Here is a 25,885-nt window from a genome sequence, read left to right on the forward strand (position 1 = left end):
CCGTGCAGATCCTCGTCGTCAATCCAAACACCACCGCCAGCATGACCGAGACTATCGCGGTCGCCGCCCGATCGGTCGCCGGCGCATCGACGAAGATCGTTCCCGTCACCTCGACGATGGGCCCGGTTTCGATCGAAGGCTATTATGATGAGGCGCTTGCCGTTCCCGGCCTGCTGGTCGAGATCGCCACCGGTGAGCGCTTGGGCGCGCAGGCCGCGGTCGTCGCCTGTTTCGACGACACCGGCCTCGATGCGGCACGCGCCATGGCGAGAATTCCGGTCATCGGCATTTGCGAGGCCTCGCTTGCCGTCGCCTCCTTCATCGCCCAGCGCTTCACCGTCGTCACCACGACCGGGCGCTCGCGCGTGCCGGTCGAAGGGCTGGTGCAACGCTACGGTATGGCGGGGCGGGCACGCGTGCGCGCTGCCGACATCCCGGTTCTTGCCCTCGAAGATCCGGCATCCGATGCACTCCTCAAGCTGCGCAACGAGATTGCGCGCGCCATCGAGGAGGATCGCGCCGAGGCCATCGTGCTCGGCTGTGCCGGCATGGCCGATCTCGCAGCCGCGCTGCAGCGGGAATTCGGCCTTCCGGTCATCGACGGCGTCGGTGCCGCGGTCAAGCAGGCCGAGGCCTTGATCGCGCTTGGCCTGACGACATCCAAGCGCGGCGCCTATGCAAGCCCTTTAGCGAAGCCCTATCATGGCGCCCTAAAATCCTTCGCGCCTGGTGCCGCCGAGTGATCGCAATGCCCAGAACGATCCGAACGCTCGCACTTGAAGACGTGCAAACCCTTGTCGGTTGGGCGGCGGCGGAAGGCTGGAACCCCGGGCTCGACGATGCCGCGCTGTTCCAGGCAGCGGACCCGCAGGGCTTCATCGGTGCCTTTGTCGATGGCGAGATGGTGGCCGGCATTTCGGCTGTGGCCTATGGCGACGATTTCGGCTTCATCGGCCTCTACATCTGCCGGCCGGACAGGCGTGGCCAAGGCCATGGCAAGGCGGTCTGGGATGCCGGCATGGCGCGGCTCGGCAACCGCACGATCGGCCTCGACGGCGTTGTCGAACAGCAGGCCAACTACCGCAGCATGGGTTTTGCACCGGCCTACCGGACGATCCGGTTCATGGGGTCGCCGAATGTCCCGGCAGCCGCCGGCAGCGACATTCGCGCCATAGGGCCGGAACTCGTGCCGGACATACTGGACTATGACCGCCGCTTCTTTCCCGGTCCGAGACGGTCTTTCCTGGAACACTGGCTGCGCCCGCCCCATACGGCGCTTGCGGTCGTCAATGACGGTGCCATTGCGGGATACGGCGTCGCGCGCCGATGCCGCGACGGCTGCAAGGTCGGCCCGCTCTTTGCCGACAATCTGGACGCGGCAAGCCGTCTCTTCGCCGCGCTCGTGCACATTTCCGGCCCTGGAAACGTCCATCTCGACGTGCCCGAGACCAGTGGGCAATTTGCAGATTTGCTGTCATCCGCGGGTCTGCAACCGGGCTTCGAAACGGCTCGAATGTACAAGGGAAGGGCGCCGCAGCTCACGCAGTCCGGTGTCTATGCGATAACGACCTTGGAGCTTGGTTGAGACGGTGCAAGTCGGCTTCTAGCGCGCAAAGTCGGGCAGCAGGAATGCGTGGTCTACTTTTCCTGAACTGAAATGCCGGAATCGTCGATACGAAGTTCCACGCCTTTCGGCTTGGTCTCCTCGCGATAAACGTAAATGCCCAAGGCAATGACGGCGACGACCAAGGCGCCGATGACGAGATAAAGATAGTTCTGCTTCATCCGCTGTCGTTAACAACATGATGTGGGCGAGTCTAGCAGTTCGATATCGGGACGGCTGATGGACGAGGCGGCGGCCCGTGCGTGCATTCTTCTAGCACTGTCGGTGCCCAAACTACTACTCTGCGCAGCGCAGCGGGATGGGGAGCGCAAGCGGCGCCCCGACATTCGATCATGCGCGACAGCCAGCTAGCCTGCCTCATCCAGCCGATCGCGCAGGATGCTTAGGGGAAGCAGCATGTTCGGCGCATGCCGCATCAGGCCGTGGAGCGGGATCGGCGACGGCGGCGCGAACGGCAGCGGCAAATCCCGAGGCTTTGTTCCGCCCGCCCAATCCGCAAGCACCTTGCCCATGCTCATGGTCATGGCGATGCCGCGCCCGTTGCAGGCAAAGCCCGCGATCAGGCCGGGGCCGAGATCGACGAGGTGCGGCAGGAAGTCGGGCTCGACGGCAGCCATCCCCGACCAGCTGTATTCAAGCGGCGGGATTTCCGGGAGATCGAGATATCTGGCAAGCCGCCGCCAGATCGCCCGGGGCACCCGCGTGTCGGCAACGGGGCCAAAAACATGCATGCCGCCGGTGATCAGCCTGTTTTCGTTGTCGAAGCGGAAGGTGAAAAGATTGCGCCTGGTGTCGCCGACGCCTTGCCCGCCGGGAAGCAGACGGGTGCGTATTTCGCGCGGCAGCGGCGCCGTCGCGATCTGGAAGATCTTCAGCGGGAAATAGGTTCGCTCAAGCGTGCGGTTCAGCGACCCGCCATAGGCGTTGGTGGCGACCAGCACCTTTCCGGCACGCACCGAACCCGAGGCCGTCTTCAGAGCCCAGCCATCCCCTAAGCGATCGATCGACGCGACACGTGTATGCTCGAAGATGCGCGCGCCGGCCTTTTCCGCTGCGTCGGCCAGCCCGCGCGCATATTCGACTGGATTGAGGACACCGCCCGACCTGTCCATCCAGCCGCCGACATAACCGCGAACGCCGGTCAGATCCTCAATCGCCTGCCTGTCCAGCGCAACAGTCGGCTTTCCGCGTCTTGCCCATTGCTCGGCACGCGATCTGGTCTTTTGCAAAGCGGCCTGCGAATGGGCTGGTTGTATCCATCCGCTCTGGAGCGCATCGCATTCGATGCCGTGGCGCTTGATCAGGTCGAAGACGAGATCGGCGCTGCCGGTGGCGAAATCGACAAGGCGTTCGCCGCGTTCAGGCCCGAGTTGGGCAATGATATCGTCCGGGTCCCGTTTGGCGAAATTCGGCACCACGAAGCCGGCGTTCCTGCCGGTTGCGCCCCAGGCGATGATTTCCGCCTCGAGGACGGCGACCGAGATGTCTTTTTCGGCGGTGTGCAGCGCGGTAGAAAGGCCTGAGAACCCGCCGCCGACAATCGCCAGATCGACATCGAGTGCACCTTCGAGGGCGGGTCGTTCACGGCGGTTGCGGCCGACGGCGTGCCATAGCGAAAGGCCGCGTGGCACGGCAACGTTGCTCATGACCTTGCCGCGCTCTCGTCCGGTGCCACTTTCGCGCCCTTGCCCAATCTTGCACGCCTCGGCCGGTCGCCGAAGAGGCCGTTCGGCCTGACCAGCAGGATAACGCACAGCATCACGCCGATGGCGACGATCTGCAGCGAGGCGGCGCGGGCCTGCTGTTCCGGCGAGAATAACATACTGGTCAAGGCTCCCGATCCGGCCCATATCGCCCAGACCAGGATGCTGCCGACGACGGCTCCCGTATTGCTGCCCGAGCCGCCGACGATCAGCATCACCCAGACCTGGAAGGTCAGCGCCGGCAAATAATTGTCCGGCGCGATGAAGCCGGTGAAATGCGCCTGCAGCGCACCGGCAAGCGCCATGATGGCGCCGCCCACGGCAAAGGCCTGGACGCGGTAGAAACGCGCGCTTTTTCCCAGCGATATCGCGGCCCGCTCATCCTCACGAAGCGCCTTCAACACGCGCCCCCAAGGGCTGCGCGACAGATGTTCCAGCGCGAGATAGGCGATTAGCGTCACCACCGAGACGACGGCAAGGTTCGAAAGGTTGAAGAGCAACGGCGTTTCGGCGAGGCCGCCGAAAGGACGCGGAATGAAGCCGATGCCGAACGGGCCACCGGTCAGCTTCTGGGCGTTGAGCGCGACCAGTTGCACGACGACGGCGACACCGAAGGTGGTGATCGCCAGATAGTCCGATCTCAGGCGCAGCGTGGCAATGCCGGTGATCGCGGCGGCGACGCCGCCCACCAGCATGGCGCCGAGCCAGCCGACAAGGATGGGCAGGTCGAAGCCGCCCAGGCGCGCGGCATCGTCGGGCGTGGTCAGCAACGCCGAGGTGTAGGCGCCGATGGCGACGAAGCCGGCGACCCCGACATTGAAAAGCCCGGTCAGCCCCCATTGCAGGTTGAGCCCGAGCGTGACCAGCGAAAAGATCAGCGCGGTGGTCAGGAAGAAGGCGCCATAGCCGAGCAGATCCATCAGCGTTCCCTCACTCCGAAAAGGCCGATGGGCCGCACGAACAGCACCGCCATCAGGATGATGAAGGAGACGGCCGCCCGCCATTCGGCGCCGATCAACTGCACCGCGCCGGCTTCGGTCAGACCGATGATCAGGCCGCCGAGAACGGCGCCGGGCACGCTGCCGATGCCGCCGAGGATGGCGGCCGCGAACATCGGCAGCAGCATGTCGAAACCCATGAATGGGCGGATCTGGATGAGGATGCCGATCATCACGCCGGCGACGCAGGCCAGCGCTCCGCCGATGATCCAGGTAACGCGCACCACCCTGGCGACGTCGATGCCGACGATGCGGGCCAGTGCTGCGTTCTGGCTCAGTGCCTGCATCGAGCGGCCGGTCTGGGTACGCGTCATCAGGAGATGCACGCCGAGCACGAGCACGACGGTAAGCAGCAGCAACGCGATCTGATCGGGGGTGATGCGAATGCCGAAGCCGACCGGCATGGCGATCTGGATCGCCCGGCTGAAATAGGTCGGACGCGAGGTGAAGATGAATTCGAGCAGGCTTCTCAGCGCCATCGAGGCGCCGAAACTCGCCATCACCACGATGATCGCCTGGCCTTTGGCCCGCAGTCGCGCGAACAGCACCAGGTCGAGCAGCAGCGCCAGCAGGCCGGTGACCACCATGCCGATGATGAGCGCGGCGATCAGCGGCCAGCCGAACGAGAGGGGAGCGATCGGCGCGATCTTGCCGAATATCGCGCCAATGGCGCCGACGACGGCGAGCGTCGCATAAGCGCCCCAGGCCATGAAATCGCCATGGGCGAAGTTCGAGAAGCGCAGGATCGAATAGGTGAGCGTCACGCCGATGGCGCCGAGGCCGATCATCGAACCTGCCAGCAGTCCGTCGACGACAAATTGCAGGTTCATGCTGCACTTCCTTTGCCGGAGTGCCGGTCTCTTTCAGGATCGAGGCGGCGCTGGCCAAGATAGAGTTCGGCGACGACCGGATCGTTCCAGAGCTCGGAGGCGATGCCCTGGTGCCGGTCCTTGCCCTCGACCAGCACATAGGCGCGATCGCCGATGGCAAGCGCTGCCTTGGCGTTCTGTTCGACCAGCAGAATGGTAACGCCGGATCTGCGGATGCCGGCCAGCATCTCGAACACCATGGCCACGAATTTCGGCGACAGGCCGGCCGACGGCTCGTCGAGCACCAGCACCTTGGGATGGACGATCAATGCCCGGGCAACGGCCAGCATCTGCCGCTGTCCGCCCGAAAGATTGCCGGCGGCCGTCTTGCGCTGACGGGCGAGATCGGGAAAGGTCGCATACATTTCCTCGATGTGGGCAGGGGTCTCGCGCGGCTGCAGGATGCCGCAGGCGACTTTCAGATTGTCCTCGACCGACATCAGCGGAAAAATGTTTTCGGTCTGCGGCACGAAGGCTAGGCCAAGGCGGACCATGGTGTGGGCGGGCGCCGCCGTGATATCCTTGCCGTCCAGCAGGACGGTGCCGCCGGTGATCGGGACAAGGCCGGCGATCGCCTTGATAAGGCTCGACTTGCCGGCGCCGTTGGGACCGAGAACGACGACAATCTCGCCCTTGTCGACGGTGATCGAGGCGCCGCGCACGATCGGCACACCGGGCTCGTAACCGGCTTCGAGATCGCAGACATCGAGGACCGTTTGGCTCATGCCGCGCCCCCGAGATAGGCCTCGATGACGCGGGGATCGCGTGCGACCTCGTCCGGGGTGCCTTCGCACAGAAGCTGACCGCTCGCCATGACCAGCACGCGGTGGCAAAGCCGCGTCACCATGTCGATATTGTGCTCGATCAGCAGGAAGGTAATGCCGCTTCTGTTGATGTCGCGAATGCGGTCGATGATGACTTCGAGCAATGTCGCGTTGACGCCGGCCGCCGGTTCATCGAGCAGGATGATCGCCGGGTCTGCCATCATGACGCGGGCCAGTTCGAGCAGCTTGCGCTGGCCGCCGGAAAGCACGCGTGCCGGTTCGTGCGCAAGGCGGGAAAGCGTCACGAGCTCAAGCAATTCGCTGGCTCTCGTCTCGGCCGCCCGCTCTTCGGCGGCCACCCGCCAGGGCGTCAGGAAGTTGGCGAGCAGCTTTTCTCCGGCCTGCCCCTGCGCGGCTAGCATGACGTTTTCGATCAGTGTCAGATTGGGCAAGGGCCGGGGGATCTGGAATGTGCGGCCAAGGCCGCGGCCGATGCGGCGATGGGCTGCTTCCCCCGAAACGAGTACACCGTTGAGGAGGATTTCGCCGCTGGTCGGCAGGATGCTGCCGGCCAACAGGTCGAACATCGTCGTCTTGCCGGCGCCGTTCGGGCCGATGAGGCCGAGTATTTCACCCTGCTGGACGTCGAACGAGACATTGTTAACCGCGACAAGGCCGCCGAAGCGTCTGACGACGTTCCTGGCCGTCAGAACCGGCGTGCGGATCTCCTCCTGCCGTTCTGTCGTGTCGCTCATCAATCCCTGGCCGAAAGCGATCTTCGCCGCCTATGATTTGATTTGTGATCACACTTGCTTTGATCACGCTATTCGGCTTTAATTTCTTCCGCAAGCCGAAAACGGGCCAGAGACCAGGACTGCCCATGCAGAAGGCCGCCATCGAACGGAATAACGAAACGATCGCAGCCCAGCTTACGCCGGTCGGCCGCGAGACCGTTCAGGATCGCGTCTATTCGGAGCTGCGCCGCGCCTTGATCGGCGGCCTTTTCGAGCCGAGCCAGGTGCTGACCATCCGCGGCCTCGCTGACGCGCTGGTCACCAGCACCATGCCGGTGCGCGAGGCGCTCGGACGGCTGATCACCGAGAAGGCGCTGGAGGCGCTCCCAAATCGCTCCGTGCGCGTGCCGCCTATCACGCTGGAGCGTATCGACGATCTCTTGCGCGCCCGCTTCCTTATAGAGGGCGAAGCGATAGCACTTGCCGCCACGCGCATGAATTCGCGCCAGATAGCCGCGGTCGAAGCCATGCTCGGCGAGTGGGACGAGATGCGGGCGCTGAAGCACAAGAAGGATATCGACCGCGAGGCCACGCTCAACCAGAGCTTCCATTTCGAGATCTACCGTTGCTGCGGCTCCGCCGTGCTGATCCCGATGATCGAGAGCCTCTGGCTGCAATCAGGACCGTGCATCCGCGTCGCCATCTACGCCTTTTCCGATGCCGGCGAAGTCGATACCGCCCACTATCACCGCAGCATCGTCGCAGCGCTTGCCAAGCAGGATGCGCAGGCTGCGCGCGAGGCGTTGGTGGCCGACATCAGCCGGCCGTTTGCCTTCCTGCGCGACAAGCTCCAATCCGCGGCCAAGAAGGATTTGAGGGCATGACGACGCCTGCCATCAGGATCACCGAGCCACGCTCAGAACTTTCCGTGACGGCGCTGCTGTTGCCTGAAAAGGCGCCCGAAAACGCTGGCTTCCTGCTGGCCTATCTCGGGCAGCCGCGCGTCGTTGCCAGCATCCATGCGATGTGGACGGGGCCGGAAATCTCCTGCCCGGTTCCCGCCGCCGACCTGGCGGGCCAAACCTTCGCCAAGCCGTTGCCGGCGGAAAATGCAACGCTGACGCCGCAGCCGGGCGACATCGTGTTGTCCTATGTGCCGCCGCGCATGTGGGGCGGCAACCCGAATGCGATTTTCGATATAGGCTTGTTCTATGGACAGGGTGCGCGTCTCTTGTTCCCGATCGGCTGGCTTGCCGGAAGCGTCGTGGCGCAGGTGCATCCCGAGGAGCGCGATCAATTCGCCGCCGCCTGTGGCGTGATCCGCCGCAACGGCGCCTGCGACATTACCTTCACGCGTGTGGAGATCTGAATGGCCGAGCAAGACGACAGTTTCGAACTCTTCGACCTTCGTGTCGAAGCGGTCATCCCTGAGGGCAAGCCAATCTATTGCGGTGCCAAGGCTGGCGACTATTTCGAGTTGAAGGGCGAGATGCTGTCGATGCCGGCGGGGCAGGGTTTTTCGATCTATTCGATATCGGCCGTGTTGCCGCTGCTCGCAGCCAAACAGCGTCCGACCCACAGGAACGACTGGATGACATCGGACGCCGAGATCGCCTGTCCCGATCCCAATTGCGCCAGCCGGCTGAGGATCGTCAGGACGGGCAAGCGGCGGTTCAGCCATGCCGAGACCACGGCGGTGCCGCTGCCGAAGGAGAGTGACCAGAGATGACCGCCAAGGCGTTCGAACTCAGCCCCGGCTACACGATCTCGCGCGTCATTCGCGGCGGCTGGCAGCTTGCCGGCGGGCACGGCGCGATCGACCGCCAACAGGCAGTGACCGACCTGATCGCCACGTTCGATGCCGGCATCAGGACCTATGATTGCGCCGATATCTATACCGGCGTCGAGGAACTGATCGGTGCGGCGCGCCTGCGGCTTGCCAACGAGCGCGGCCTCGACGCCGCCGCCAAGATGAAGGTACACACCAAGCTGGTGCCCGATCTAGAAAGGCTTTCCGACATCCGCCGCGACTACATCAGCAGCATCGTCGACCAGTCGCTGCGGCGGCTGAAAACCGAGCGGCTCGACCTCGTGCAGTTCCATTGGTGGGATTATTCGGTGCCCGGTTACGTCGATGCGATCGGCTGGCTCAACGACCTCCGCCTGGAGGGCAAGGTGCGCAACGTCGGCACCACCAACTTCGACACGCCTCGGCTGGCCGAGATCCTGGCCGCCGGCGTGCCGCTGGTCAGCCAGCAACTGCAATATTCCGTGCTCGACCAACGGCCGGCCAACAGCCTTGCGGTGCTCGCCAGCCAGCACGGCGTCAGTTTCCTCTGCTACGGTTCGGTGGCTGGCGGTTTCCTCAGCGAAAAATGGCTTGGCGTTGCCGAGCCGCAGACGCCGCTCGAAAACCGGTCACTGGTCAAATACAAGCTGATCATCGATGATTTCGGTGGCTGGGATCTCTTCCAGGAGTTGCTTGAAGTACTGAAGGCCGTCGCCGACCGCCATGGCGTCGACATCGCCACCATCGCCAGCGCCTGGGTGCTGGAGCAGCCGCAAGTGGCGGCTGTCATCGTCGGTGCCCGCAACCAGGCGCACGCCCTTGCCAATGCCGGGATCATGGACGTCGCGCTCGACGCCGATGACCGGACGCGGATCGCTGCGGTGATCGCGCAAAGCCGCGGCCCGCTAGGCGACGTCTACACATTGGAACGCGACCGTCACGGCCGCCACGGCTCCATCATGCACTACAATTTGAATGCGGGCCGGATATGAGCGCGGTCATGGACGAGAAGCTATCTCTGCTTTCCCGCGCCAGCGCAGAGATTGTCGATCTCCACCGCTTCTTCGTCGAGTGGTTCGATGCGGCAAGCGCCGACAGGGCAGATTTCAGCCGCTTCGAACGCGTCATGGGAGAAGGCTTCTGTATGGTTGCGCCGGACGGTCAGGTTCTCGATCGTGGCGCAGTGGTTGACCATGTCAGGGCAAGCCGCGCCAGCTGTGACGGCGACTTCACTATTTCGATCGAGGATATCCGGGCCGGCTGGCAGGCCGGCGACACGATCGTCGTCTGCTACGTCGAGGCACAGCAACGCGCCGGCAAGCACAGCCGCCGTCGCTCGAGTGCCGTTTTCACCACCAGTTCATCGGCGCCGAACGGCGTCGAATGGCGACATCTGCATGAAACCTGGCTGCAGGTGCCGGAAGGCTGAACAGGCTCAAGACGTGAATGAGAGTCGTGTAACGAAAGGGGAACAACAATGACAAAGACGATACTTCAGATCACCACCGCGCTCGCCTTGCTGACAGCGGCCGGCGCAGCGCAAGCCGCCGACTGCAAGATCACCGTCGGCCTCGTCATGGAACTGACCGGCCCGGCCGGCGAATATGGCCAGGCCGGCGCCAAGTCGGTCGAAATGGCATTCCGCGACATCAACGATGCCGGCGGGGTGCGCGGCTGCGATCTCGCGACCGACACCCGCGACAGCCAGAGCCAGGGCAACATTGCGGTCGACGCCGCAACCCAGCTCGTGCAGGTCAAGAAGGTGCCTGTCATCATCGGCGGCATCATCTCCTCGGTGTCGATCCCGATCCTGACCTCGGTCACCGCGCCGGCCAAGATCGTCCAGGTGTCGCCGGCTTCGTCGTCGCCGACGCTGACGGCGCTCGGGCGCGACGGCAAGACCAACGGCATCTTCTTCCGCACCATCACCTCGGACGCTCTGCAAGGCGTGGCCGCCGCCAAATATGCCATCGACAAGGGCTTCAAGAAGCTGTCGGTCATCCACGTCAACAACGACTTCGGCGTCAACATGGTGGCGGAATTCTCGCGTGCCTATAAGGCGCTCGGTGGCACCATCGTCTCCGACACGCCCTACAATGAAAAGCAGTCGAGCTATGCCTCGGAGGTAACCGCGGCCATGGCCGGCGAACCGGACGGGCTTTACCTCGTCAGCACGCCTGTCGATGGCGCAACCATCGCCCGTACCTGGATTTCTCAGGGCGGTGTCCAGAAATTCCTGCTCAATGACGGCATGAACAGCCCGGATTTCATCGAATCCGTCGGCGCCGACTATTTGAAGGATGCCTATGGCACTTCCTCGGGCACCAGCCCGACCGCATCGACCGAATATTTCACCAAGAACTACAAGGAATTTTCGGGCATTGAGCCGTCGAACCCGGCGGCCGACCGGTCCTATGATGCCGGCGCCATCGTCGGCTTGGCTATCGCGATTGCCGGCTCCGAGGATCCGGCCAAGATCAAGGACGCGATGTACAAGGCGGTCGATCCGGCCGGCACGCCGATCTATGCCGGCAAGGACGAGTTCGCCAAGGCGCTCGGCCTGATCAAGGATGGCAAGCCGATCCGCTACGAAGGCGTCATCGGCCCTGTAGCCTTCGACAAGTATGGCGACATCACCGGCCCGTTCCGCCTTTGGAAGATCGTCGACGGCAAGGTGACGACCGACGGCGAAATGACCACGAATGACGTCAACGCCCTGCAGGCGAAGCTTCAGTAATCGCCTATGCTCCGTCCGGCGTCGATACCATTCCATTGAGGTTGATGCCGGACACTTGCATGTCCTGCTGCCGGTTAGGCCGGCCTGGAAACGACTACCGCACCAGCCGCCGGCATGATCCAGGGGCAGGCATAGTAATCAGTGATGCGATTTATGATCCCGCCGGCGGCTTCGATCCGAACCGGATGGGCAGGCTTCCAACCATCTTCGCCATGGTGGAGCACGAGCAGCACCGCCTCGCCATCGATCTCGCCAATCACCATTTTCCATGTCGTCGAGGCTCTTTCGTACTCAATGAAGTAAGGTGATTCCGACAGCCGGCCCTTGAAGCAATCCGCGACCCGCAATTGTGCGTCGGCGCTGGTCAGCGCCCGCACGCCGTCCCAGTCGCGGCGGTTGAACAGTTCGACATAGCGGCTGAGCAATTCCAGGAGTTCCGGATCGCGCTGGGGCTCCGAACGGACGATTGGCTCGCCGGACAAGGCGGCCAATTTCGAGCGGCCACGGCTCAACGCAGCCTTGACGCCGCCCACGGTCGAGCCGACGAGGTCGGCGATCTCTTCCAGCGAACAGTCGAAGACGTCCTTGAGCAGAACGCAGGCGCGTTCTTTGGGCGGCAGGTGGATCACCAGCCGTTCGATCGCGCGATCCGCGCCCTTGCCCACCGGCTCGACCGGCAGGATGATCTCGTCTTCGACGAAATTGGCCTCCGCATGCTGACGCACCTGCCGGCTTCGCAGGAAATCGATGCAGCGATTATGCGCAATGCGAAACAGCCAGGGGCGAAGAGCGCTCGCATTGTCCAGCTTCTCGATCTTCCGATAGGCCTCGAACAGCGCTTCCTGCATGACGTCTTCGGCGTCGAGCGTCGAACCGATCATGCGCGCGCAGTAGCGGTGCAGCCGTCCACGCAAATGCGCGACTGTCTCCAGGAAGCCGGCGTAGCGGACGTCGAAAAGCCCGGTCGGGTCAAGTCTTAGCTGCATCTTCATGATACAAGATCATAGCGGGACGTAGGTCAGCGTGATGACGCCGTTCTTGAAACGGTGCGTATCTATAAGCTCCAGCTTGACCAGGGACGGATCGACATCCTGGAAAGCGCGTTTGCCTTGGCCGACGCGGGTCGGCACGATCGAGAGCTGATACTCGTCGACAAGCCTGTTGGCGAGCAGCGTCTGGTCGAGATTGCTCACTCCATACTTCAATATGTTGCCGCCGGTTTGCCGCTTGATCCCAGCGATTTCGGCAGCGACATCGCCTTCGATCAGCGACGCGTTCCAGGTCACCTCCTTGAGGCTGCGAGACGCGACGAGCTTCTTCAGCCCGTTCATGCGGTCCATGTACTTGCTGCCTTTGACCTGCGGCCAGCGCGCCGAAAACATTTCATAGGTGACGCGGCCGAGCAGGAAAAAATCCGCCTCGCCGGCCTTTTCATAGGAGTGCTCCTTCATCTCCTCGTCGAAGAAGGGCGAGGCCCATTCCATTGGTGCTTCGATGACGCCGTCCAGCGAAATGAAGCTGCCCACGATCAATTTTCTCATCGCGTGTCTCCGGTTGCGCAACAGGCATCCCGTCGGGCCCCAAGGAACCGGCGAAAACGAACCGGCCCGATGGATGACCACAGGATGCAGTGCCTAAGACGTTTCCAGTTCGACTTTGGATACGCGTGAGGATCGTTTGAGTTAATAGAGCGGCTTGGCCATGTGCCGGGGCGTCGGCCACTCCGTCGTTATCCCCGGCTGTACCGGCCGTTCGAGATAGGTCGACAGGACCACGTAGCTTCGGGTCGAGGTGACGCCAGGGGTTTCATAGAGACGCGACAGCAGGCCTTCGAGTGCTCGAGTGTCCTCGGTGCGGACCTTGATCAGCATGCATGTATCGCCGGCCACCGAATGAATCTCCTCGACTTCGGGGTGTTCGGCGATCGCCATCAGCTCCGGCGTCTTTCCCCAGCCCTTGGTGTCGATGTGGACGAAGGCGAGCAGCGGTTTGCGCACCGCCTTGGGATCGATGATGGCCGCGGTGTTGCGGATGGCGCCGCTGCGCCGAAGCCGCTTGACGCGTTCATGGACTGCCGGCGGCGACAGGCCGACGCGGTCGCCGAGCTCGGCATAGCTAATCGTGGCGTCGTCGACCAGAACGCCTAATATTTTTCGGTCGGTTGCATCGATATCGCGGGCCGCAGGCCTGTTCTGCGGAATGCCATCTGTTTCTTCATCCATATTAAAAGTCCCGATTGATACAGAATTAAATACGGCCATTATTGCCATATGTCGAACAGTGATCAAGTCGCCACATTCGCGGCGGCCCCCAAGCCGCCAATCCCGGCACTCGCCTACCTCCTGACCGGGTGCATCGCCGTGATCGGCTCCAACTCGCTGGTGCTCGGTCCAATCGCACCGGCGGTGGCCGCGTCGTTCGGCACAAGCGTGCCGGCGGTCATGATCGCGTCCGCCGCGTTCGGGCTAGGTACGTCGGCAAGCGCCTTGTTCCTGGCGCGCTACATCGACCGGCTCGGCGCCCGCCGCATACTGCAAGGGGCGTTGCTGCTGCTGGCGATAGCGCTCGTCGCCAGCGCCGCCGCGCCGACGGTGACGGCGCTGGTCGCGGCCCAGCTTCTCGCCGGCGTCGCCGCAGGTGTCGCGATGCCGGCAATCTATGCCAGCTCCGCCGCGATTGCGCCGCCCGGCCGCGAAAGCGGCACCATAGGAGTCGTGTTGACCGGCTGGACGCTCAGCATGGTCGCCGGCGTTTCGCTGTCGGCCGTGCTTGCCGACCTGGTGCATTGGCGCGCCGTTTTCGCGGCGGTCGCGGTGCTGGCAGCACTCGCATTGGCCAGCCTGACGCTGACGTCGCTGAGCGATGTCAGGAAGAGCGGCCCGGCGCCGACGCCGCTGGGCGCCTTGAGCGTCCCCGGCATAGTGCCGCTTCTGGTTGCCTGCGCCGCATTCATGACCGCGTTCTACGGTGTCTATGGTTATCTTGGCGATCACCTTCACAATGGTCTGGGACGGCCGGTCAGTGCCAACGGGCTGGCCGCGCTCGCTTATGGCGCCGGCTTCGGCACGGCGGCACTTCTTGACGGCGTCATCGATCGCCTGGGCGCGCGGCGCGTCATGCCGTTTGCCTACCTGCTCGTCGCGGTCGTCTATGTCGCGCTTGCCGCGACAAGCGACAGCTTCAGCCTGACCATAGCGATGATAGCCGTCTGGGGCCTTGCCAATCATTTCGGGCTGAACGTCCTGGTAATGCGTCTGTCGGCGCTCGATCCTTCGCGACGCGGCACGATCATGGGTTTGAACAGCGCGGTGACCTATCTCGCGGTGTTCGTCGGAACCACGGCGTTCGGACCGCTTTATTCCACGTTCGGTTTTGCGGCATCGGCGGTGGTTGCAGCCTTGCTCATGCTGATCGCTGCTGCGGCAGCGGCGTGGCGTTCGCCGACCCCGTAGCGTAGCAAGCCTTGCGTCCCGGTCCTGTCCGTCGATAGATGCTCGGTGGATGAGCCATCTGGGCATGCGATGACTACAACGCTTGAGACAACCGCCAATCCGTTGCCGCAGGAGCTCGCTTTTCTTGGAGAGCGGCTTACGGCTTTCAACGACAGCGATGTCGGCGCCTCCGGCAGGAAGACATTGGCCGTGTTCGTGCGCGATGAGCACGGCGCTATTGTCGCCGGCATTGCGGGATACACCGCCTGGGGCTGGCTCTATGTGCAATGGCTCTGGGTCGATGAAAGACTGCGCGGCCAGCGCATGGCCGGCAGGATGCTCGAGGCGGCCGAGCAGGAGGCGATCGCGCGCGGCTGTCACGGCGCCTGGATCGACACGTTCAACCCAAGGGCGGCCAAGGCCTATGAGCGCCAGGGCTATCAGCCCTTCGGCGTGCTTCCCGATTTTCCCGTCGGCCGCAGCCGTATCTTCCTGCAGAAGAAGCTGAAGCCTGACTAGCCGGCAAGGCGTCCGCCGCACATCGGCTGTGGCACGCCGGTCGTACTGGGGAAGCTGATCGGCAAGCCCCTGAGCACGCGCACTGCCAGGAAGGCAAAGCACTCCGCCTCCACCGCATCGCCCTTCCAGCCAAGCGCCTCGGCCGGAACCGCTTCGACGCCGGCGCGGCTGGCAAGCATGGCCATGATCGTTGGATTGTGTCGACCGCCGCCGCTGACCACCAGCCGCTTCGGCCGGTGTGGCAGAAGATCGAGCGCCTTGCCGACCGCGGCCGCGGTGAAGGCCGTCAGCAGTGCTGCGCCATCCTCGGCATTCATCCCGTCCGCCATCGAGGCGCCGAAATCGAAACGGTCCAGCGATTTCGGGTAGGGTTTGGTCAAGTACGGGTGCTGCAGGAGCTTGGCCAGCCGTGCCTCGTCGACCGTCCCGGCGCGGGCCAGGGCACCGTCGCGGTCCATTTCGCCAAGACCCTTCGATTTGATGAAGTCATTCAATGGCGCGTTAGCCGGTCCGGTGTCGAAGGCGACGACATTATCCTTGCCGTCCCACCAGGTGATGTTGGCGACACCGCCGAGATTGAGCACTGCCGTGTCGCCGCTGGCATCGGCCTCGCGCAGCAGCGCGGCGTGATAGGCCGCCGACAGCGGCGCACCTTGGCCGCCGGCGCGCATGTCGGCCGAGCGGAAGTCATAGGCGACTTTAGTGTCCAGGATCGCATGCATCAGCTCGCCATCGCCGAGTTGGCGGGTCTGGCCAAGCCGGCCGGCTTGCGGGGCACGATGCAGCACGGTCTGGCCATGGAAGCCGACCACTCCGATATCGGCCATCATCAGGCCGTGGCCTTCGACCAGCTGCTTGACCGCCTGAGACTGCGCGCGCGTCAGCGCCTCTTCGGCCTCGCGGAAGATCGCCGGCTCCGGCCCGGTGAAGTTCCAGCTCCTTGCCTGGTTAAGCGTCTCTTCCAGCAAGGTCCGGATCGACTGCGGGTAGGGGGCCAGCGTGTAGGTGCCGAAATCTGCGATGCGTTTGCCGTCAGTCTTGATCAGCGCGACGTCGATGTTGCCGTCGAGAACGGTGCCGGTCATCAGGCCGACGGCCCAGATTGGTTCGCCATTTTTCGCAATCATGATTTGTCAGACCCCGTTGACGAGATCGCCGACCGATTGGCGAAGCGCTGCGATCCCGCTGTTGAAATGACGTGTCGGATGGATCCGGTTGGTGAGCAAGGTCCATGCCTTGCTTTTGTCGAAGTCTATCCACAGGCCGGTGCCGGTGAAGCCGGTATGGCCTATCGTGCCGGGACTGCACAGCCGGCCGCCGGACCAGCCTTCATAGGGCTGCTCCCAGCCATGGGTGCGGGTCGCGGACAGGGGTTGGCGCATCAGCGTTATCGAGCGCGCAGACGCCCCGGTCCCGTCCAGCAACCCTTGTGCAAAATCGAGGATCGATGCCGCCGTTCCGAACAGGCCGGCGTGACCGGCACCTTGCAGCGCCGAGCAATTGTCGTCGTGGACTTCGCCGCAGAGCACGCGATGGCGCCAGGTGCAATCTTCGGTGGCCGCCGTTTGATCCGGCTCGGCGGAGAACGCAAAGCCTGGGCCAGGATCCATATCACGGATGGTCTTCCCCGACAGGCGCTCCAGGACGAATCCAAGCAGGATGAAGTTGATGTCGGAATAGACCGGCTCCCCGGCCTGCCATTCGCGCTGCAGGACGAAAGCGCGCAGCAGCTCGGGGTCCCGCCCGTAAGTGTAGATCGGCGCGACGGCGGGAAACGGTGTCTGATGGCCGAGGCACTGGCGAAACGTCACGTTCCGCTCCCAGGCCTTTTCATCATACTGGCGAAGATCGGGTAGGGCCGAGATCAGCGGCGCGTCGAGATCGATGACGCCTTCCTCCGCCAGTGCCAGGATGCGCGGCGTCGTAAAAATGACCTTGGTCAGCGACGCCAGATCGAACCATGTCTCGACATGCATCGGATGCACCTTGGGCACGGTTTGGGCCGAGCCGATTGCCCGGACGATGCGTTGGCCGTCCCGGTCGACCATGCCGAGCACGCCGCCGGGAATGCGCGACGCAGCCACCGCCGCTTCGAGTGGGGCAAACGCGCGGTCGAAAAGATCATGGTCGATCAAGTTCGGACTCCGTCTGAAAGGCAGTGATCCTTCGTACCCCCTCCAGCCTTGCATCCCTTTGGGCAACGATCATCACGCCTCCACCCGCGCTCTATGATCCGGCCCGAACTGCCGCCATTTCGCCGGCCCCGGCTCAAATCCCAGCGGACGCACGAGCGAGGGGACCTGGCGCGTGTCCAGCCTGAAATGTTGGTGGCGCCGGTCGATGGCAGGAACGGCCGCGATAAGCTGCTTTGTGTAGGAATGCTTCGGCTCCGACAACACGGATGTGGCGTCGCCGATCTCGACGATCTGGCCGGCATAGATGACCGCGATGCGATGGGCGATCCGCTCGACGACCGCCATGTCATGCGAGATGAATAGATAGGCCAGTCCGAATTCACGCTGCAGTTCGATCAAAAGCTCCAGCACCCTGGCCTGCACCGACACATCGAGCGCCGAAACCGCTTCATCAAGAACGACGACCGAAGGATTGAGCATCAGCGCGCGGGCAATGCACAGGCGCTGGCGCTGACCGCCGGAGAATTCGTGCGGATAGCGCTGCAGGCTGTTTTCCGGCAGGCCGACGCGTTTCAGCAGCGCGGCCATTTTCGCCCGTGTTTCGGCAATCACCTGTCCGCCTGTGGCGATCACCGGCTCTGCAAGGATGCTTTCGATGGTGAGCCTGGGATTAAGTGAGCCATAGGGATTCTGGAACACCATCTGCACGGGAAGGGCGCTCTGCCCGGCGGCGGTCGCCTTGCGCGTGCTGGCCGAGATTGTGCCACGCGTCGAGCGCACCAGCCCCAGAATCGCACGGGCGGCTGTGGATTTTCCGGAACCGCTTTCGCCGACGACGGCCAATGTCTCGCCCGGCATCAGGTCGAAATCGACACCGTCCACCGCATGCACGGCACCGGTGGCACGGCTGAGAAAACCGCCCTTGACGGGAAACCGCACCACGAGGCCGTCGACCTTCAGCGCCGGCTCGGTACCCTTTTCCTGTTTGCGTCGCGCGTCCTTGCGTGTCGCGCGGCCGCTGGCGAAATGCGGCACCGCGTGCAACAGGTGCCGCGTATATGGATGCTGCGGATCGTCCAGTAGCTGGTTCAGCCCGCCTTGCTCGACAGCTTCTCCGCTTTGCATCACCATGACCTTGTCGGCGATGCCTGCAACCAGGCCGATGTCGTGGGTGATGAAGATCATCGACATCCCGGTTTCCTGCCTCAATTCGGCGAGCAGCGCCATGATCTGCGCCTGCACCGTAACATCCAGTGCCGTCGTCGGCTCGTCGGCGATGAGCAGGCGCGGATTGCAGGCGAGCGCCATGGCGATCATCACCCGCTGCAGCATGCCGCCCGACAGCTGGTTGGGCGTGTATTTCAACCGCCGCGCTGCGTCCGGAATGCGGACGCGGTCGAGCGCGTCCTTGGCCGCCCCCGTTGCTTGCCGTCCGGTCAGGCCGCGATGCAGGCGAAACGATTCCTCGATCTGCCAGCCGATGGTCAGCACCGGATTGAGCGAGGTCATCGGCTCCTGGAAGATCATGCCGATTTCGCCGCCGCGGATCTTCGTCAATTGCGGCTCGGCTGCGGCTGTCAGGTCGAAGGTGCTGCCGTCGGCCCGCCTCAGCTTGATCGACCCGCCAGTGATGCGGCCGCCGCCATAATCGACGAGGCGATTGATCGACAGCGCCGTGACCGACTTGCCCGAGCCGCTTTCGCCGACGATTGCCAACGTCTCGCCGTCGGCGAGATCGAAATTGACGCCGCGCACGACCTCATTGGCTGACGGCTCTCGGCCGAAGCCGACGCGCAGGCCGCTGACGGACAGCAGCGGGATCATGCGATCGATCTCCGCATCTTGGGATCGAGGACGTCGCGCAGGGCATCGCCGAGCAGGTTGAAGCCGAGGATGCTGATCATGATCGCCACTCCCGGGAAGATCATCAGCCAGGGAGCCGTCTCCATGAGGTTGCGGCTATCACTCAGCATCAGGCCGAGCGACGCGGCGGGCGGCTGCGTGCCGAGCCCGAGGAAGCTTAAGCCGGCTTCGGTCAGCAGTGCCCAGGCCAGCGCCAGCGTCACCTGAACCGTCAGTGGCGCCACCAGATTGAGCAGCAGATGCCGTGTCACGATGTAGCTCGAGCTGCTGCCGAAGGTGCGGGCGGCGTCGACGAACTCGCGCGTCTTGAGCGACAGAGCAGGGCCTCGCACCACGCGCGTGAAGATCGGTGTGTAGACGATGGCGATGGCAACGATGCTGGTCCAGGTTCCCGGTCCCGCAACCGCGACGATCAGCAGCGCGAGCAGGATCGCCGGGAACGCCAGCAGCACGTCCATGATGCGCATCACAAGCCCGTCCCAGCGGCGTCCGAACCAGGCTGCCGCCAGCCCGAACACGGTGCCGGCCACGGTCGCGAAGGCGACCGAGAAGAAGGCCACGGTGAAGGACTGACTGATCCCGGTCATCAGCCGGCTTGCGACATCGCGGCCGAACAGGTCCGTGCCCATCCAGTAGGTGCTGTCAGGCGCATGCAGCCGCTCGACCCGGTGCTGCATCAGCGGATTGTGCGGCGTCAGCCCCAGCATCCCAAGGGCCGCAAGCAGCAGATAAAGCGCAACGATCGCACCGCCGATGCGACCGCTAGGATGCGCGAAGATAGCCCGCAAGGTAGCCATCAATGCTCACTCAGCCGGATGCGGGGATCGAGCGCGACATAGGCGAGGTCGACGATGAGATTGACGATCATGAAGTTGAAGGCGATGAACAGCACGCTTCCCTGCACCAGCGCGTAATCGCGCTGCAGGATGGCGTCCAGCACCATGCGGCCGAGACCGGGCAGCGCATAGATCTGCTCGACGATCACGGCGCCACCCAAGAGGTAGCCGAATTCGATGCCGCTCAACGTCACCACCGGGATGAGCGCGTTGGGCAAGGCATGCCGCCAGATGACGCCGCGCGCCGAGACGCCCTTGCTGCGCGCCGTCCTGACGTAGTCGTCGCTCAGCACGTCGAGCATCGCCGAACGCGATATGCGGGTCACCGAAGCCGCGAAAGCAAAACCGAGCGTGACGGCGGGCAGCAACAGCTGGCCGATATTGCGCAGCGGATCCTGCCAGATGGGCGAGAATTCCCCCATCGCCGGCAAAACGCCAAACCCCGCCGACAGTGTGTAGATGATCAGCAAGGCAAGGACGAAGTTCGGCGTCGACTGGCCGATCATCGCGACCACGCGCACGCCGAGGTCGGAAAGCTTCTCATTATGGGTGGCGGCAAAGATCCCGGCGGGCATGCCGACGAGAAGAGCGATGATCATCGACAGCAGAGCGAGCTCCAGCGTCAGCGGGAAGCGCTCGAGGATAACGCCGAGCACCGGCCTGCCATAGGTAGACGAAATGCCGAGATTGCCTTGGAAGAGACCAAGCAGCCAGCGCCAGTACTGGATGAACCAGGGCTGGTCGATGCCAAAATAGGCCGCAAGCGCATCGCGCTGCTGAGGCGTCAGCAGGCCGGCTTCGGTTCCCAGCATCGCCGTGATCGAGTCGCCCGGAACCATCCGGATCGCCAGGAACACGACGATGGACACACCAAGTAGGACGAGAGGGAAGGTCGCCAGTCGCCGCATCAGATAGTTCACGCGAAGAATACCCTCTCGTCTGGCATCGAAGCCGCTATTGGATCGTCACTTTGGCGAGGCTGAACAGCGAGCCTGTCGGAACCGGTTCGAATCCCCCGATATTCTTCTGCTGGGCCGTGTAGCTGTAGGAGGTATAGAGCCAGATCCAGGGCGACATCTCGGTAATGTGCTTTTCGAAATCAGCAAAGATCGTCTTGCGCGCCGCCGGGTCAGTCTCGGTGCGGCCCTTCTGCATCAGGCTGTCCAGCGTATCGTCGATATAGTTCGCCACCTTCTGCAAATTGCCGGTCTTGGTCCAGTAGCGATTATACATGGTGTAGGGATCCGCCCTGCCGCCGTTCAGCGCGACGGCCATGTCGAAATCGCCCTGCAGCCAGGCGTCGACATAGACGTTGAGTTCCATCATCTTGATGTCAAGCTTGACGCCGATTTCGGCGAGCTGCGACTGGATGACCTGGGCTTCCGCCGCTGCCGTCGGCGGCTCGCCGGTGGCGCCGATCACGGTCGCCGAAAAGCCGTCGGCATAACCGGCTTCGGCCATCAACTGCTTGGCCTTCTCAACATCGCGCTTATAGCAGAACAACTGGCTCGGATCGGTCGCCAGCGCCGGGATGGTCAGCGGACCGGTGACCTTGCCTTCGCCGAGCGAGGCGGTGTCCAGCACTTCCTGCCGGTCGATGGCGCAGGAGATCGCCTGACGCACCTTGAGCTCGGTCATCGGCTTGCGGGAGGGATTGAGTTGCAGCACGTGGTAGGCAAGGACCGGCACGCGGTTCAGTTGCAGGCTGGCTTCCTTGGGCACCAGTGTGGCGACAAGCGGATCGTTGAGCAAAGCAAAGTCGATCTGCTTGGTGCGCATCGCCGCCAGGATCGCCGTCTCGTCCGGCAGCACGCTGATTTCGATGCTGTCGACGCCGGTCGCGCCGCCCGCCCAATCCTTGTTGGCGACAAGCACTTCCTTGGAATTCGGATCCCACTTTTCCAGCTTGAAGGGACCCGAGCCGATCGATGTCGTGCCGATCGAGCCGGCCGTGATTTCGCTTGCCGGGACGATCGCCGCATTGACGTCGCTCATCGCCGTCAGGATCGGCACATCCGGCTGCGAGAGGTGGAACACGACGGTGGCTGGATCGGGTGTGTCGATGCTGGCGATCGAAAGAAAGTTGGCGCGCGCGGCCGCACCGGTCTTCTCGTCGAGTATGCGCTCGAAGGATGCCTTGACGTCGGCCGAGGTCACGGCGGCGCCGTTCTGGAATTTTGCTTTCGGATTGAGCTTGAAACTCAACTCCTTGCCGTCCGGCGAGAACTGCCATGAATCGGCAATCGCCGGAACGATCTGCAGATTGGCGTCGAGCCGTACCAGCGGTTCATAGATCAGCTCCAGCAACCGCAGTGAGGAGAATGCCGTCTGTTTGTGCGGATCAAGACCGGTGGCGTCCTGTGACCAGGCCATATGCAGCGTCGCTCTACTCGCCTGCACCGGTGCCGCCGCAATGCCGAGCATCGCCGCGAGCGTCATGCCGGAAAGCAGTTTCTTGCCAATGTGCCGTACCATTGTCGTCTCCCATTATTGTTAAACCTGATGCCTTGCAGTTCGCCGGACCGCTTTGAAGGGACACGCGCCCCGGGACATCGGCCCAGTGTCCATGCGGCCTTACACCGTCTTTTCGCCTATTGCCTTGCGCAGGAAGCCTCCCGCATTGCCAAGCGCCTTACGCGCTTCGTCGACGCCCATGCCGGTGATCGTCACCAGGATTGCCAGTTTTACATCGTTGCCGGTCTGGTCGAGTGCCTGTCGTGCCTGCTGCGCCGCGCAGCCGGTCGTCTGCATGACGATCCTGACCGCCCTGGCGACAAGCTTCTTGTTGCTTGGATTGAGGTCGACCATCAGGTTCTGATAACTCTTGCCGATGCGGATCATGCTGGCGGTCGACAGCATGTTAAGCACCAGCTTTTGCGCGGTTCCCGATTTCAGGCGGGTCGAGCCGGTGAGAACCTCCGGGCCGACCACCGGAGAGATGGCAATGTCGGCAATGCCGGCAATGGTCGATCGCGGATTGCAGGACAGCGCCACGGTGGTCGCTCCCACCTGCTTTGCATAGGTCAGGCCGCCGACGACATAGGGCGTGCGCCCGCTGACAGCGATGCCGACCACCACATCGTTGGCGGTCAGCTTGATGTCCTGCAGTGCCTTTACACCCTGTTTCGGATCGTCCTCAGCGCCTTCCGCAGAGCGCACCAGCGCGTCGGCGCCGCCGGCGATCAGGCCCACCACCATCTCTTCGGGCACGCCGAAGGTCGGCGGACATTCCGAGGCGTCGAGGACCCCGAGCCGGCCGCTCGTGCCGGCGCCCATATAGACAAGGCGTGCACCCTTTTGGAAAGCCGGCACGATCCGGTCTACGGCAGCAGCAATCTCCGGGATGACCTTCTCGACGGCGGCCGCAACGCCTTTGTCCTCGTCATTGATCTTGCGCAGCACCTCGACGGTCGGCAACAGGTCGATGTCGATGGTTCTCGGGTTGCGGTCCTCGGAAACCAGCCGCTCCAACTCCGACATCAACCCGTGTTCGACCACTTGCTTACTTTCAATCTGCCGTGAGTAGGAATGTGATGCCGTGCCAGGCGACGTCCAGTACCCGCGGCCAGCAACCGGCTGTCTTGTTTCTGCTTGGTTAACTTTTTAGAATTCGATATTCCCGCTGTCAACGGATTGCAGGAATAAACTATTCCTTGTCGAGCAGGGCGTTACTCGCCGCAAAGGGACTTTCTGGCCAGGATTATGGCTCCCGAAACCGCATCGCCATCGGTCGGCTTCAGGCGTCGGCGGACGTCGGGAGCGAGCCATGGCTCCAGCGGGCTGGACAGACCTCCGAGCAGCGTAACCCGCGGCGCGCCCTTTTCGAACAGCACCCGCACGAATGTGTCGATCTGCTCGGCAGCACCTTGCACGATGCGCCGTCCGGCCGGATCCCCCTGGTCGGCATGGCGGATCACCATAGGTGCCAGGGCGGCATAGTCGGTCGCGCTGGCGCGGTCCATCCAGGCCACCGCCTCGAACGGGTCGTCCTTGAAGCGCAGCATCACTTCGGCCAGCAGCGCCGTCCGCTCATGTCGGCCGTCATGGGCACGCAAGGCGAGCTGCACTGCCTTCAATCCGAGATCGGCGCCGCTGCCCTCGTCGGAAATCGGAAATCCGTAGCCGCCGACGCGCAGGTCGCGCCCTTCAACAAAGCCGAGCCCGATCGAGCCGGTTCCGGCGATGACGATGGCGCCGTCCTGGCCGGAATGCGCGCCCAGGCAAGCCGCGACGCCGTCGCTGACGAAGTCGAGGCTCGCAAAGGGATGGGCGATTGCCCGAAACGCCTTAAGCGCGCCCTTGCGGCCGATGCCGGCAAGACCGACGCCGGCGCGGATCCTAGCGATTTCCGCCGCCACGAATCCTGCCTCTTCGATCGCAGCACCAAAGGCTTTCGCAACGGAGGCCCAGGCCGCCTCTATGCCGAGCCGCGTTGTCGCCGGACCCGACAGGCCTTGCCCGAGCACGGTTCCCGCCTCGTCTTCGATGCGCGCCCGACAGCCGGTTCCGCCGCCATCGACGCCCAGGAAATAATGCGGAGACGCCGCGCCGGCACTCATCCAATTATCCGCTCGATCTGGGCGCCGCAAAGCCGGAGCTTGCGGTCCAACTGCTCGTAGCCGCGGTCAAGGTGGTAGACCCGGTTGATCGTCGTCTCGCCTTCGGACACCAGCGCCGCCAGCACGAGCGACACCGATGCGCGCAGGTCGGTGGCCATCACTTGCGCGCCTTTCAGCTTCTCGCCTCCGCGCACCAGCGCCATGGTGCCTTGCAGCTTGATATTGGCGCCGAGCCGCATCAGTTCGGGCACATGCATGAAGCGGTTCTCGAAGATCGTCTCGCGCAACAGCGAAGCGCCCTCGGCACAGCACATCAACGCCATGAACTGCGCTTGGAGATCGGTCGGAAAGCCCGGGTACGGCTCCGTCGTCACGTCGACCGCCTTGAGTGGCCCGTCTCTCGATACGATCAGCCCGCGATCGCCCGGCCAGATTTTCACACCGGTGGCTTCGAGCAATTGGACGACCGAGGCCATATGCTCCAGCCGCGCATGGGTCAGCTCAAGCTGGCCGCCGGTAATGGCCGCTGCGACGGCATAGGTGCCGGCCTCTATCCGGTCCGGGATGATGTCGTGCGTGGCGGCGCGCCAGCTTGTGCTGCCCGCGACCAGGATGCGGTGCGTGCCAGCGCCCTCGATCCGCGCGCCCATGGCGTTCAGGCAGGCGGCAAGGTCGGCCACCTCGGGCTCGCGCGCCGCATTGAGGATCTCGGTCTCGCCCTTCGCGGCGGTCGCGGCCATCATCGCCGTTTCGGTCGCGCCGACCGATGGTGAGCTCAAAACGATGCGCGCGCCTTTCAGTCCGCCCGGCGCTGACGCGACGATCAGCCCGTTTTCGATCGCAATGTCGGCGCCAAGTGCGGCAAGTGCGGCGACATGCATGTCGACCGGCCGTGCGCCGATCGCACAGCCGCCGGGCAGCGAGACCCGGGCATGGCCGAAGCGGGCAAGCAGCGGGCCGAGAACCAGCACCGTCGCGCGCATGCGCCTGACGGTATCGTAAGTTGTCTCCTTGGAAACCGCAGCACCGGTGTCGATCGTCACGGTATGGGCAGATCTGGTGACCTCGGCGCCGTGGAGGCTGACGACGCCAAGCATGTTTTCGACATCGGTCACCGCAGGCAGGTTGGTCAGTTGCAGCGGATAGGGACTGAGCAACGCCGCCGCTATTTGCGGCAGAGCGGCGTTCTTGGCGCCGGAGATCGTCACCGCACCCTCAAGCCTGTGCCCGCCGACGATCCGCAATTTATCCATGGCTCTGACCTAATCCGAGGTGTCGGCGAGTCTACGCGCTTACGGGCGGTCTTTCATGTCCGAATTCCTGG

General features: G+C 63.7%; 28 protein-coding genes. 10 read left to right on the top strand and 18 right to left on the bottom strand.

Annotated features, from left to right (window positions below):
• Positions 1–2: 2 nt before the first annotated feature.
• Both NKI85_RS07305 and NKI85_RS07310 read left to right on the top strand, forming a co-directional pair.
• A complete protein-coding gene (locus NKI85_RS07305; RefSeq protein WP_352776525.1) occupies positions 3–743 on the top strand; it encodes an aspartate/glutamate racemase family protein in 741 nt (246 codons plus the stop codon).
• 5 nt (positions 744–748) lie between these two features.
• The gene (locus NKI85_RS07310) at positions 749–1,585 is read left to right on the top strand and encodes a GNAT family N-acetyltransferase (RefSeq protein WP_352527169.1); all 837 of its coding nucleotides are present in this window, start codon (positions 749–751) and stop codon (positions 1,583–1,585) included.
• Positions 1,586–1,638: 53 nt separating this feature from the next.
• On the opposite strand, the gene NKI85_RS07315 is transcribed toward NKI85_RS07310, so the two are convergent.
• From NKI85_RS07315 to NKI85_RS07340, 6 genes are all read right to left on the bottom strand, one after another.
• Positions 1,639–1,785: a hypothetical protein gene (locus NKI85_RS07315; RefSeq protein WP_352527170.1), complete on the bottom strand. Its 147-nt coding sequence runs from the start codon at positions 1,783–1,785 to the stop codon at positions 1,639–1,641.
• A gap of 186 nt (positions 1,786–1,971) precedes the next feature.
• On the bottom strand, positions 1,972–3,270 hold the full coding sequence (locus NKI85_RS07320) for an NAD(P)/FAD-dependent oxidoreductase (protein ID WP_352527171.1): 1,299 nt from the start codon (positions 3,268–3,270) through the stop codon (positions 1,972–1,974).
• Positions 3,267–4,250, bottom strand: coding sequence for a branched-chain amino acid ABC transporter permease (locus NKI85_RS07325; RefSeq protein WP_352527209.1), 984 nt, complete (start codon positions 4,248–4,250; stop codon positions 3,267–3,269). The genes NKI85_RS07320 and NKI85_RS07325 overlap by 4 nt, the downstream gene beginning before the upstream one ends.
• Positions 4,247–5,155: a branched-chain amino acid ABC transporter permease gene (locus tag NKI85_RS07330; RefSeq protein WP_352527172.1), complete on the bottom strand. Its 909-nt coding sequence runs from the start codon at positions 5,153–5,155 to the stop codon at positions 4,247–4,249. The genes NKI85_RS07325 and NKI85_RS07330 overlap by 4 nt, the downstream gene beginning before the upstream one ends.
• Positions 5,152–5,919 carry an ABC transporter ATP-binding protein gene (locus NKI85_RS07335; protein WP_352527173.1) on the bottom strand — a complete coding sequence of 256 codons (768 nt, stop codon included), beginning with the start codon at positions 5,917–5,919 and terminating at the stop codon, positions 5,152–5,154. Before NKI85_RS07335 ends, NKI85_RS07330 begins: the two co-directional genes overlap by 4 nt.
• Entirely contained in the window at positions 5,916–6,713 is a 798-nt protein-coding gene (locus NKI85_RS07340) for an ABC transporter ATP-binding protein (protein ID WP_352527174.1), read from the bottom strand. Before NKI85_RS07340 ends, NKI85_RS07335 begins: the two co-directional genes overlap by 4 nt.
• 125 nt (positions 6,714–6,838) lie before the next feature.
• On the opposite strand from NKI85_RS07340, the gene NKI85_RS07345 reads away from it, so the two are divergent.
• Genes NKI85_RS07345 through NKI85_RS07370 form a run of 6 tightly spaced genes read left to right on the top strand, consistent with a single transcriptional unit; the run spans position 6,839 to position 11,218 of the window.
• Entirely contained in the window at positions 6,839–7,576 is a 738-nt protein-coding gene (locus NKI85_RS07345) for a GntR family transcriptional regulator (protein ID WP_352776465.1), read from the top strand.
• Positions 7,573–8,061, top strand: coding sequence for a DUF3830 family protein (locus tag NKI85_RS07350; protein WP_352527176.1), 489 nt, complete (start codon positions 7,573–7,575; stop codon positions 8,059–8,061). Before NKI85_RS07345 ends, NKI85_RS07350 begins: the two co-directional genes overlap by 4 nt.
• Positions 8,062–8,421: a TIGR04076 family protein gene (locus NKI85_RS07355; protein WP_352527177.1), complete on the top strand. Its 360-nt coding sequence runs from the start codon at positions 8,062–8,064 to the stop codon at positions 8,419–8,421.
• On the top strand, positions 8,418–9,473 hold the full coding sequence (locus NKI85_RS07360) for an aldo/keto reductase (protein WP_352527178.1): 1,056 nt from the start codon (positions 8,418–8,420) through the stop codon (positions 9,471–9,473). The genes NKI85_RS07355 and NKI85_RS07360 overlap by 4 nt, the downstream gene beginning before the upstream one ends.
• Positions 9,474–9,481: 8 nt before the next feature.
• A complete protein-coding gene (locus NKI85_RS07365; RefSeq protein ID WP_352527179.1) occupies positions 9,482–9,910 on the top strand; it encodes a DUF4440 domain-containing protein in 429 nt (142 codons plus the stop codon).
• 48 nt (positions 9,911–9,958) lie between these two features.
• Positions 9,959–11,218, top strand: a complete 1,260-nt coding sequence (locus NKI85_RS07370; RefSeq protein WP_352776466.1) for an ABC transporter substrate-binding protein — start codon at positions 9,959–9,961, stop codon at positions 11,216–11,218.
• A gap of 74 nt (positions 11,219–11,292) precedes the next feature.
• Here NKI85_RS07370 and NKI85_RS07375 read toward each other — a convergent pair whose 3' ends face one another.
• The 3 genes from NKI85_RS07375 to NKI85_RS07385 form a co-directional block, all read right to left on the bottom strand.
• The gene (locus NKI85_RS07375; protein WP_352527180.1) at positions 11,293–12,210 is read right to left on the bottom strand and encodes a sigma-70 family RNA polymerase sigma factor; all 918 of its coding nucleotides are present in this window, start codon (positions 12,208–12,210) and stop codon (positions 11,293–11,295) included.
• A 9-nt stretch (positions 12,211–12,219) separates the two neighbouring features.
• Complete coding sequence (locus NKI85_RS07380) at positions 12,220–12,759, bottom strand: dihydrofolate reductase family protein (RefSeq protein WP_352776467.1); 540 nt, start codon at positions 12,757–12,759, stop codon at positions 12,220–12,222.
• A gap of 141 nt (positions 12,760–12,900) precedes the next feature.
• Positions 12,901–13,440 carry an Lrp/AsnC family transcriptional regulator gene (locus NKI85_RS07385; RefSeq protein WP_352527182.1) on the bottom strand — a complete coding sequence of 180 codons (540 nt, stop codon included), beginning with the start codon at positions 13,438–13,440 and terminating at the stop codon, positions 12,901–12,903.
• Between the two features lie 48 nt (positions 13,441–13,488).
• On the opposite strand from NKI85_RS07385, the gene NKI85_RS07390 reads away from it, so the two are divergent.
• Both NKI85_RS07390 and NKI85_RS07395 read left to right on the top strand, forming a co-directional pair.
• Positions 13,489–14,670, top strand: coding sequence for an MFS transporter (locus tag NKI85_RS07390; RefSeq protein WP_352527183.1), 1,182 nt, complete (start codon positions 13,489–13,491; stop codon positions 14,668–14,670).
• 69 nt (positions 14,671–14,739) lie between these two features.
• The gene (locus tag NKI85_RS07395; RefSeq protein ID WP_352527184.1) at positions 14,740–15,168 is read left to right on the top strand and encodes a GNAT family N-acetyltransferase; all 429 of its coding nucleotides are present in this window, start codon (positions 14,740–14,742) and stop codon (positions 15,166–15,168) included.
• Here the strand turns inward: NKI85_RS07395 and NKI85_RS07400 are convergent.
• The 9 genes from NKI85_RS07400 to murA all read right to left on the bottom strand — a co-directional run bounded on the left by NKI85_RS07400 (position 15,165) and on the right by murA (position 25,814).
• A complete protein-coding gene (locus tag NKI85_RS07400; RefSeq protein ID WP_352527185.1) occupies positions 15,165–16,295 on the bottom strand; it encodes an anhydro-N-acetylmuramic acid kinase in 1,131 nt (376 codons plus the stop codon). The genes NKI85_RS07395 and NKI85_RS07400 overlap by 4 nt on opposite strands.
• Positions 16,296–16,301: 6 nt before the next feature.
• Positions 16,302–17,303 carry a serine hydrolase domain-containing protein gene (locus NKI85_RS07405; RefSeq protein WP_352527186.1) on the bottom strand — a complete coding sequence of 334 codons (1,002 nt, stop codon included), beginning with the start codon at positions 17,301–17,303 and terminating at the stop codon, positions 16,302–16,304.
• Positions 17,304–17,375: 72 nt separating this feature from the next.
• Positions 17,376–19,127, bottom strand: a complete 1,752-nt coding sequence (locus NKI85_RS07410; protein WP_352776468.1) for an ABC transporter ATP-binding protein — start codon at positions 19,125–19,127, stop codon at positions 17,376–17,378.
• Positions 19,124–19,963: an ABC transporter permease gene (locus NKI85_RS07415; protein ID WP_352776469.1), complete on the bottom strand. Its 840-nt coding sequence runs from the start codon at positions 19,961–19,963 to the stop codon at positions 19,124–19,126. Before NKI85_RS07415 ends, NKI85_RS07410 begins: the two co-directional genes overlap by 4 nt.
• Positions 19,963–20,922, bottom strand: coding sequence for an ABC transporter permease (locus tag NKI85_RS07420; RefSeq protein WP_352776470.1), 960 nt, complete (start codon positions 20,920–20,922; stop codon positions 19,963–19,965). Before NKI85_RS07420 ends, NKI85_RS07415 begins: the two co-directional genes overlap by 1 nt.
• A gap of 34 nt (positions 20,923–20,956) precedes the next feature.
• Positions 20,957–22,477, bottom strand: a complete 1,521-nt coding sequence (locus tag NKI85_RS07425) for an ABC transporter substrate-binding protein (protein ID WP_352776471.1) — start codon at positions 22,475–22,477, stop codon at positions 20,957–20,959.
• Positions 22,478–22,576: 99 nt separating this feature from the next.
• Positions 22,577–23,482: an N-acetylmuramic acid 6-phosphate etherase gene (gene murQ, locus NKI85_RS07430; protein WP_502896057.1), complete on the bottom strand. Its 906-nt coding sequence runs from the start codon at positions 23,480–23,482 to the stop codon at positions 22,577–22,579.
• A gap of 188 nt (positions 23,483–23,670) precedes the next feature.
• Positions 23,671–24,561 carry a glucosamine kinase nucleotide-binding domain-containing protein gene (locus NKI85_RS07435; RefSeq protein ID WP_352776472.1) on the bottom strand — a complete coding sequence of 297 codons (891 nt, stop codon included), beginning with the start codon at positions 24,559–24,561 and terminating at the stop codon, positions 23,671–23,673.
• Complete coding sequence (gene murA / locus NKI85_RS07440; protein WP_352527193.1) at positions 24,558–25,814, bottom strand: UDP-N-acetylglucosamine 1-carboxyvinyltransferase; 1,257 nt, start codon at positions 25,812–25,814, stop codon at positions 24,558–24,560. Before murA ends, NKI85_RS07435 begins: the two co-directional genes overlap by 4 nt.
• Positions 25,815–25,885 lie beyond the last annotated feature (71 nt).

This window comes from Mesorhizobium sp. M0571, from assembly GCF_040320985.1.
Lineage (GTDB): Bacteria > Pseudomonadota > Alphaproteobacteria > Rhizobiales > Rhizobiaceae > Mesorhizobium.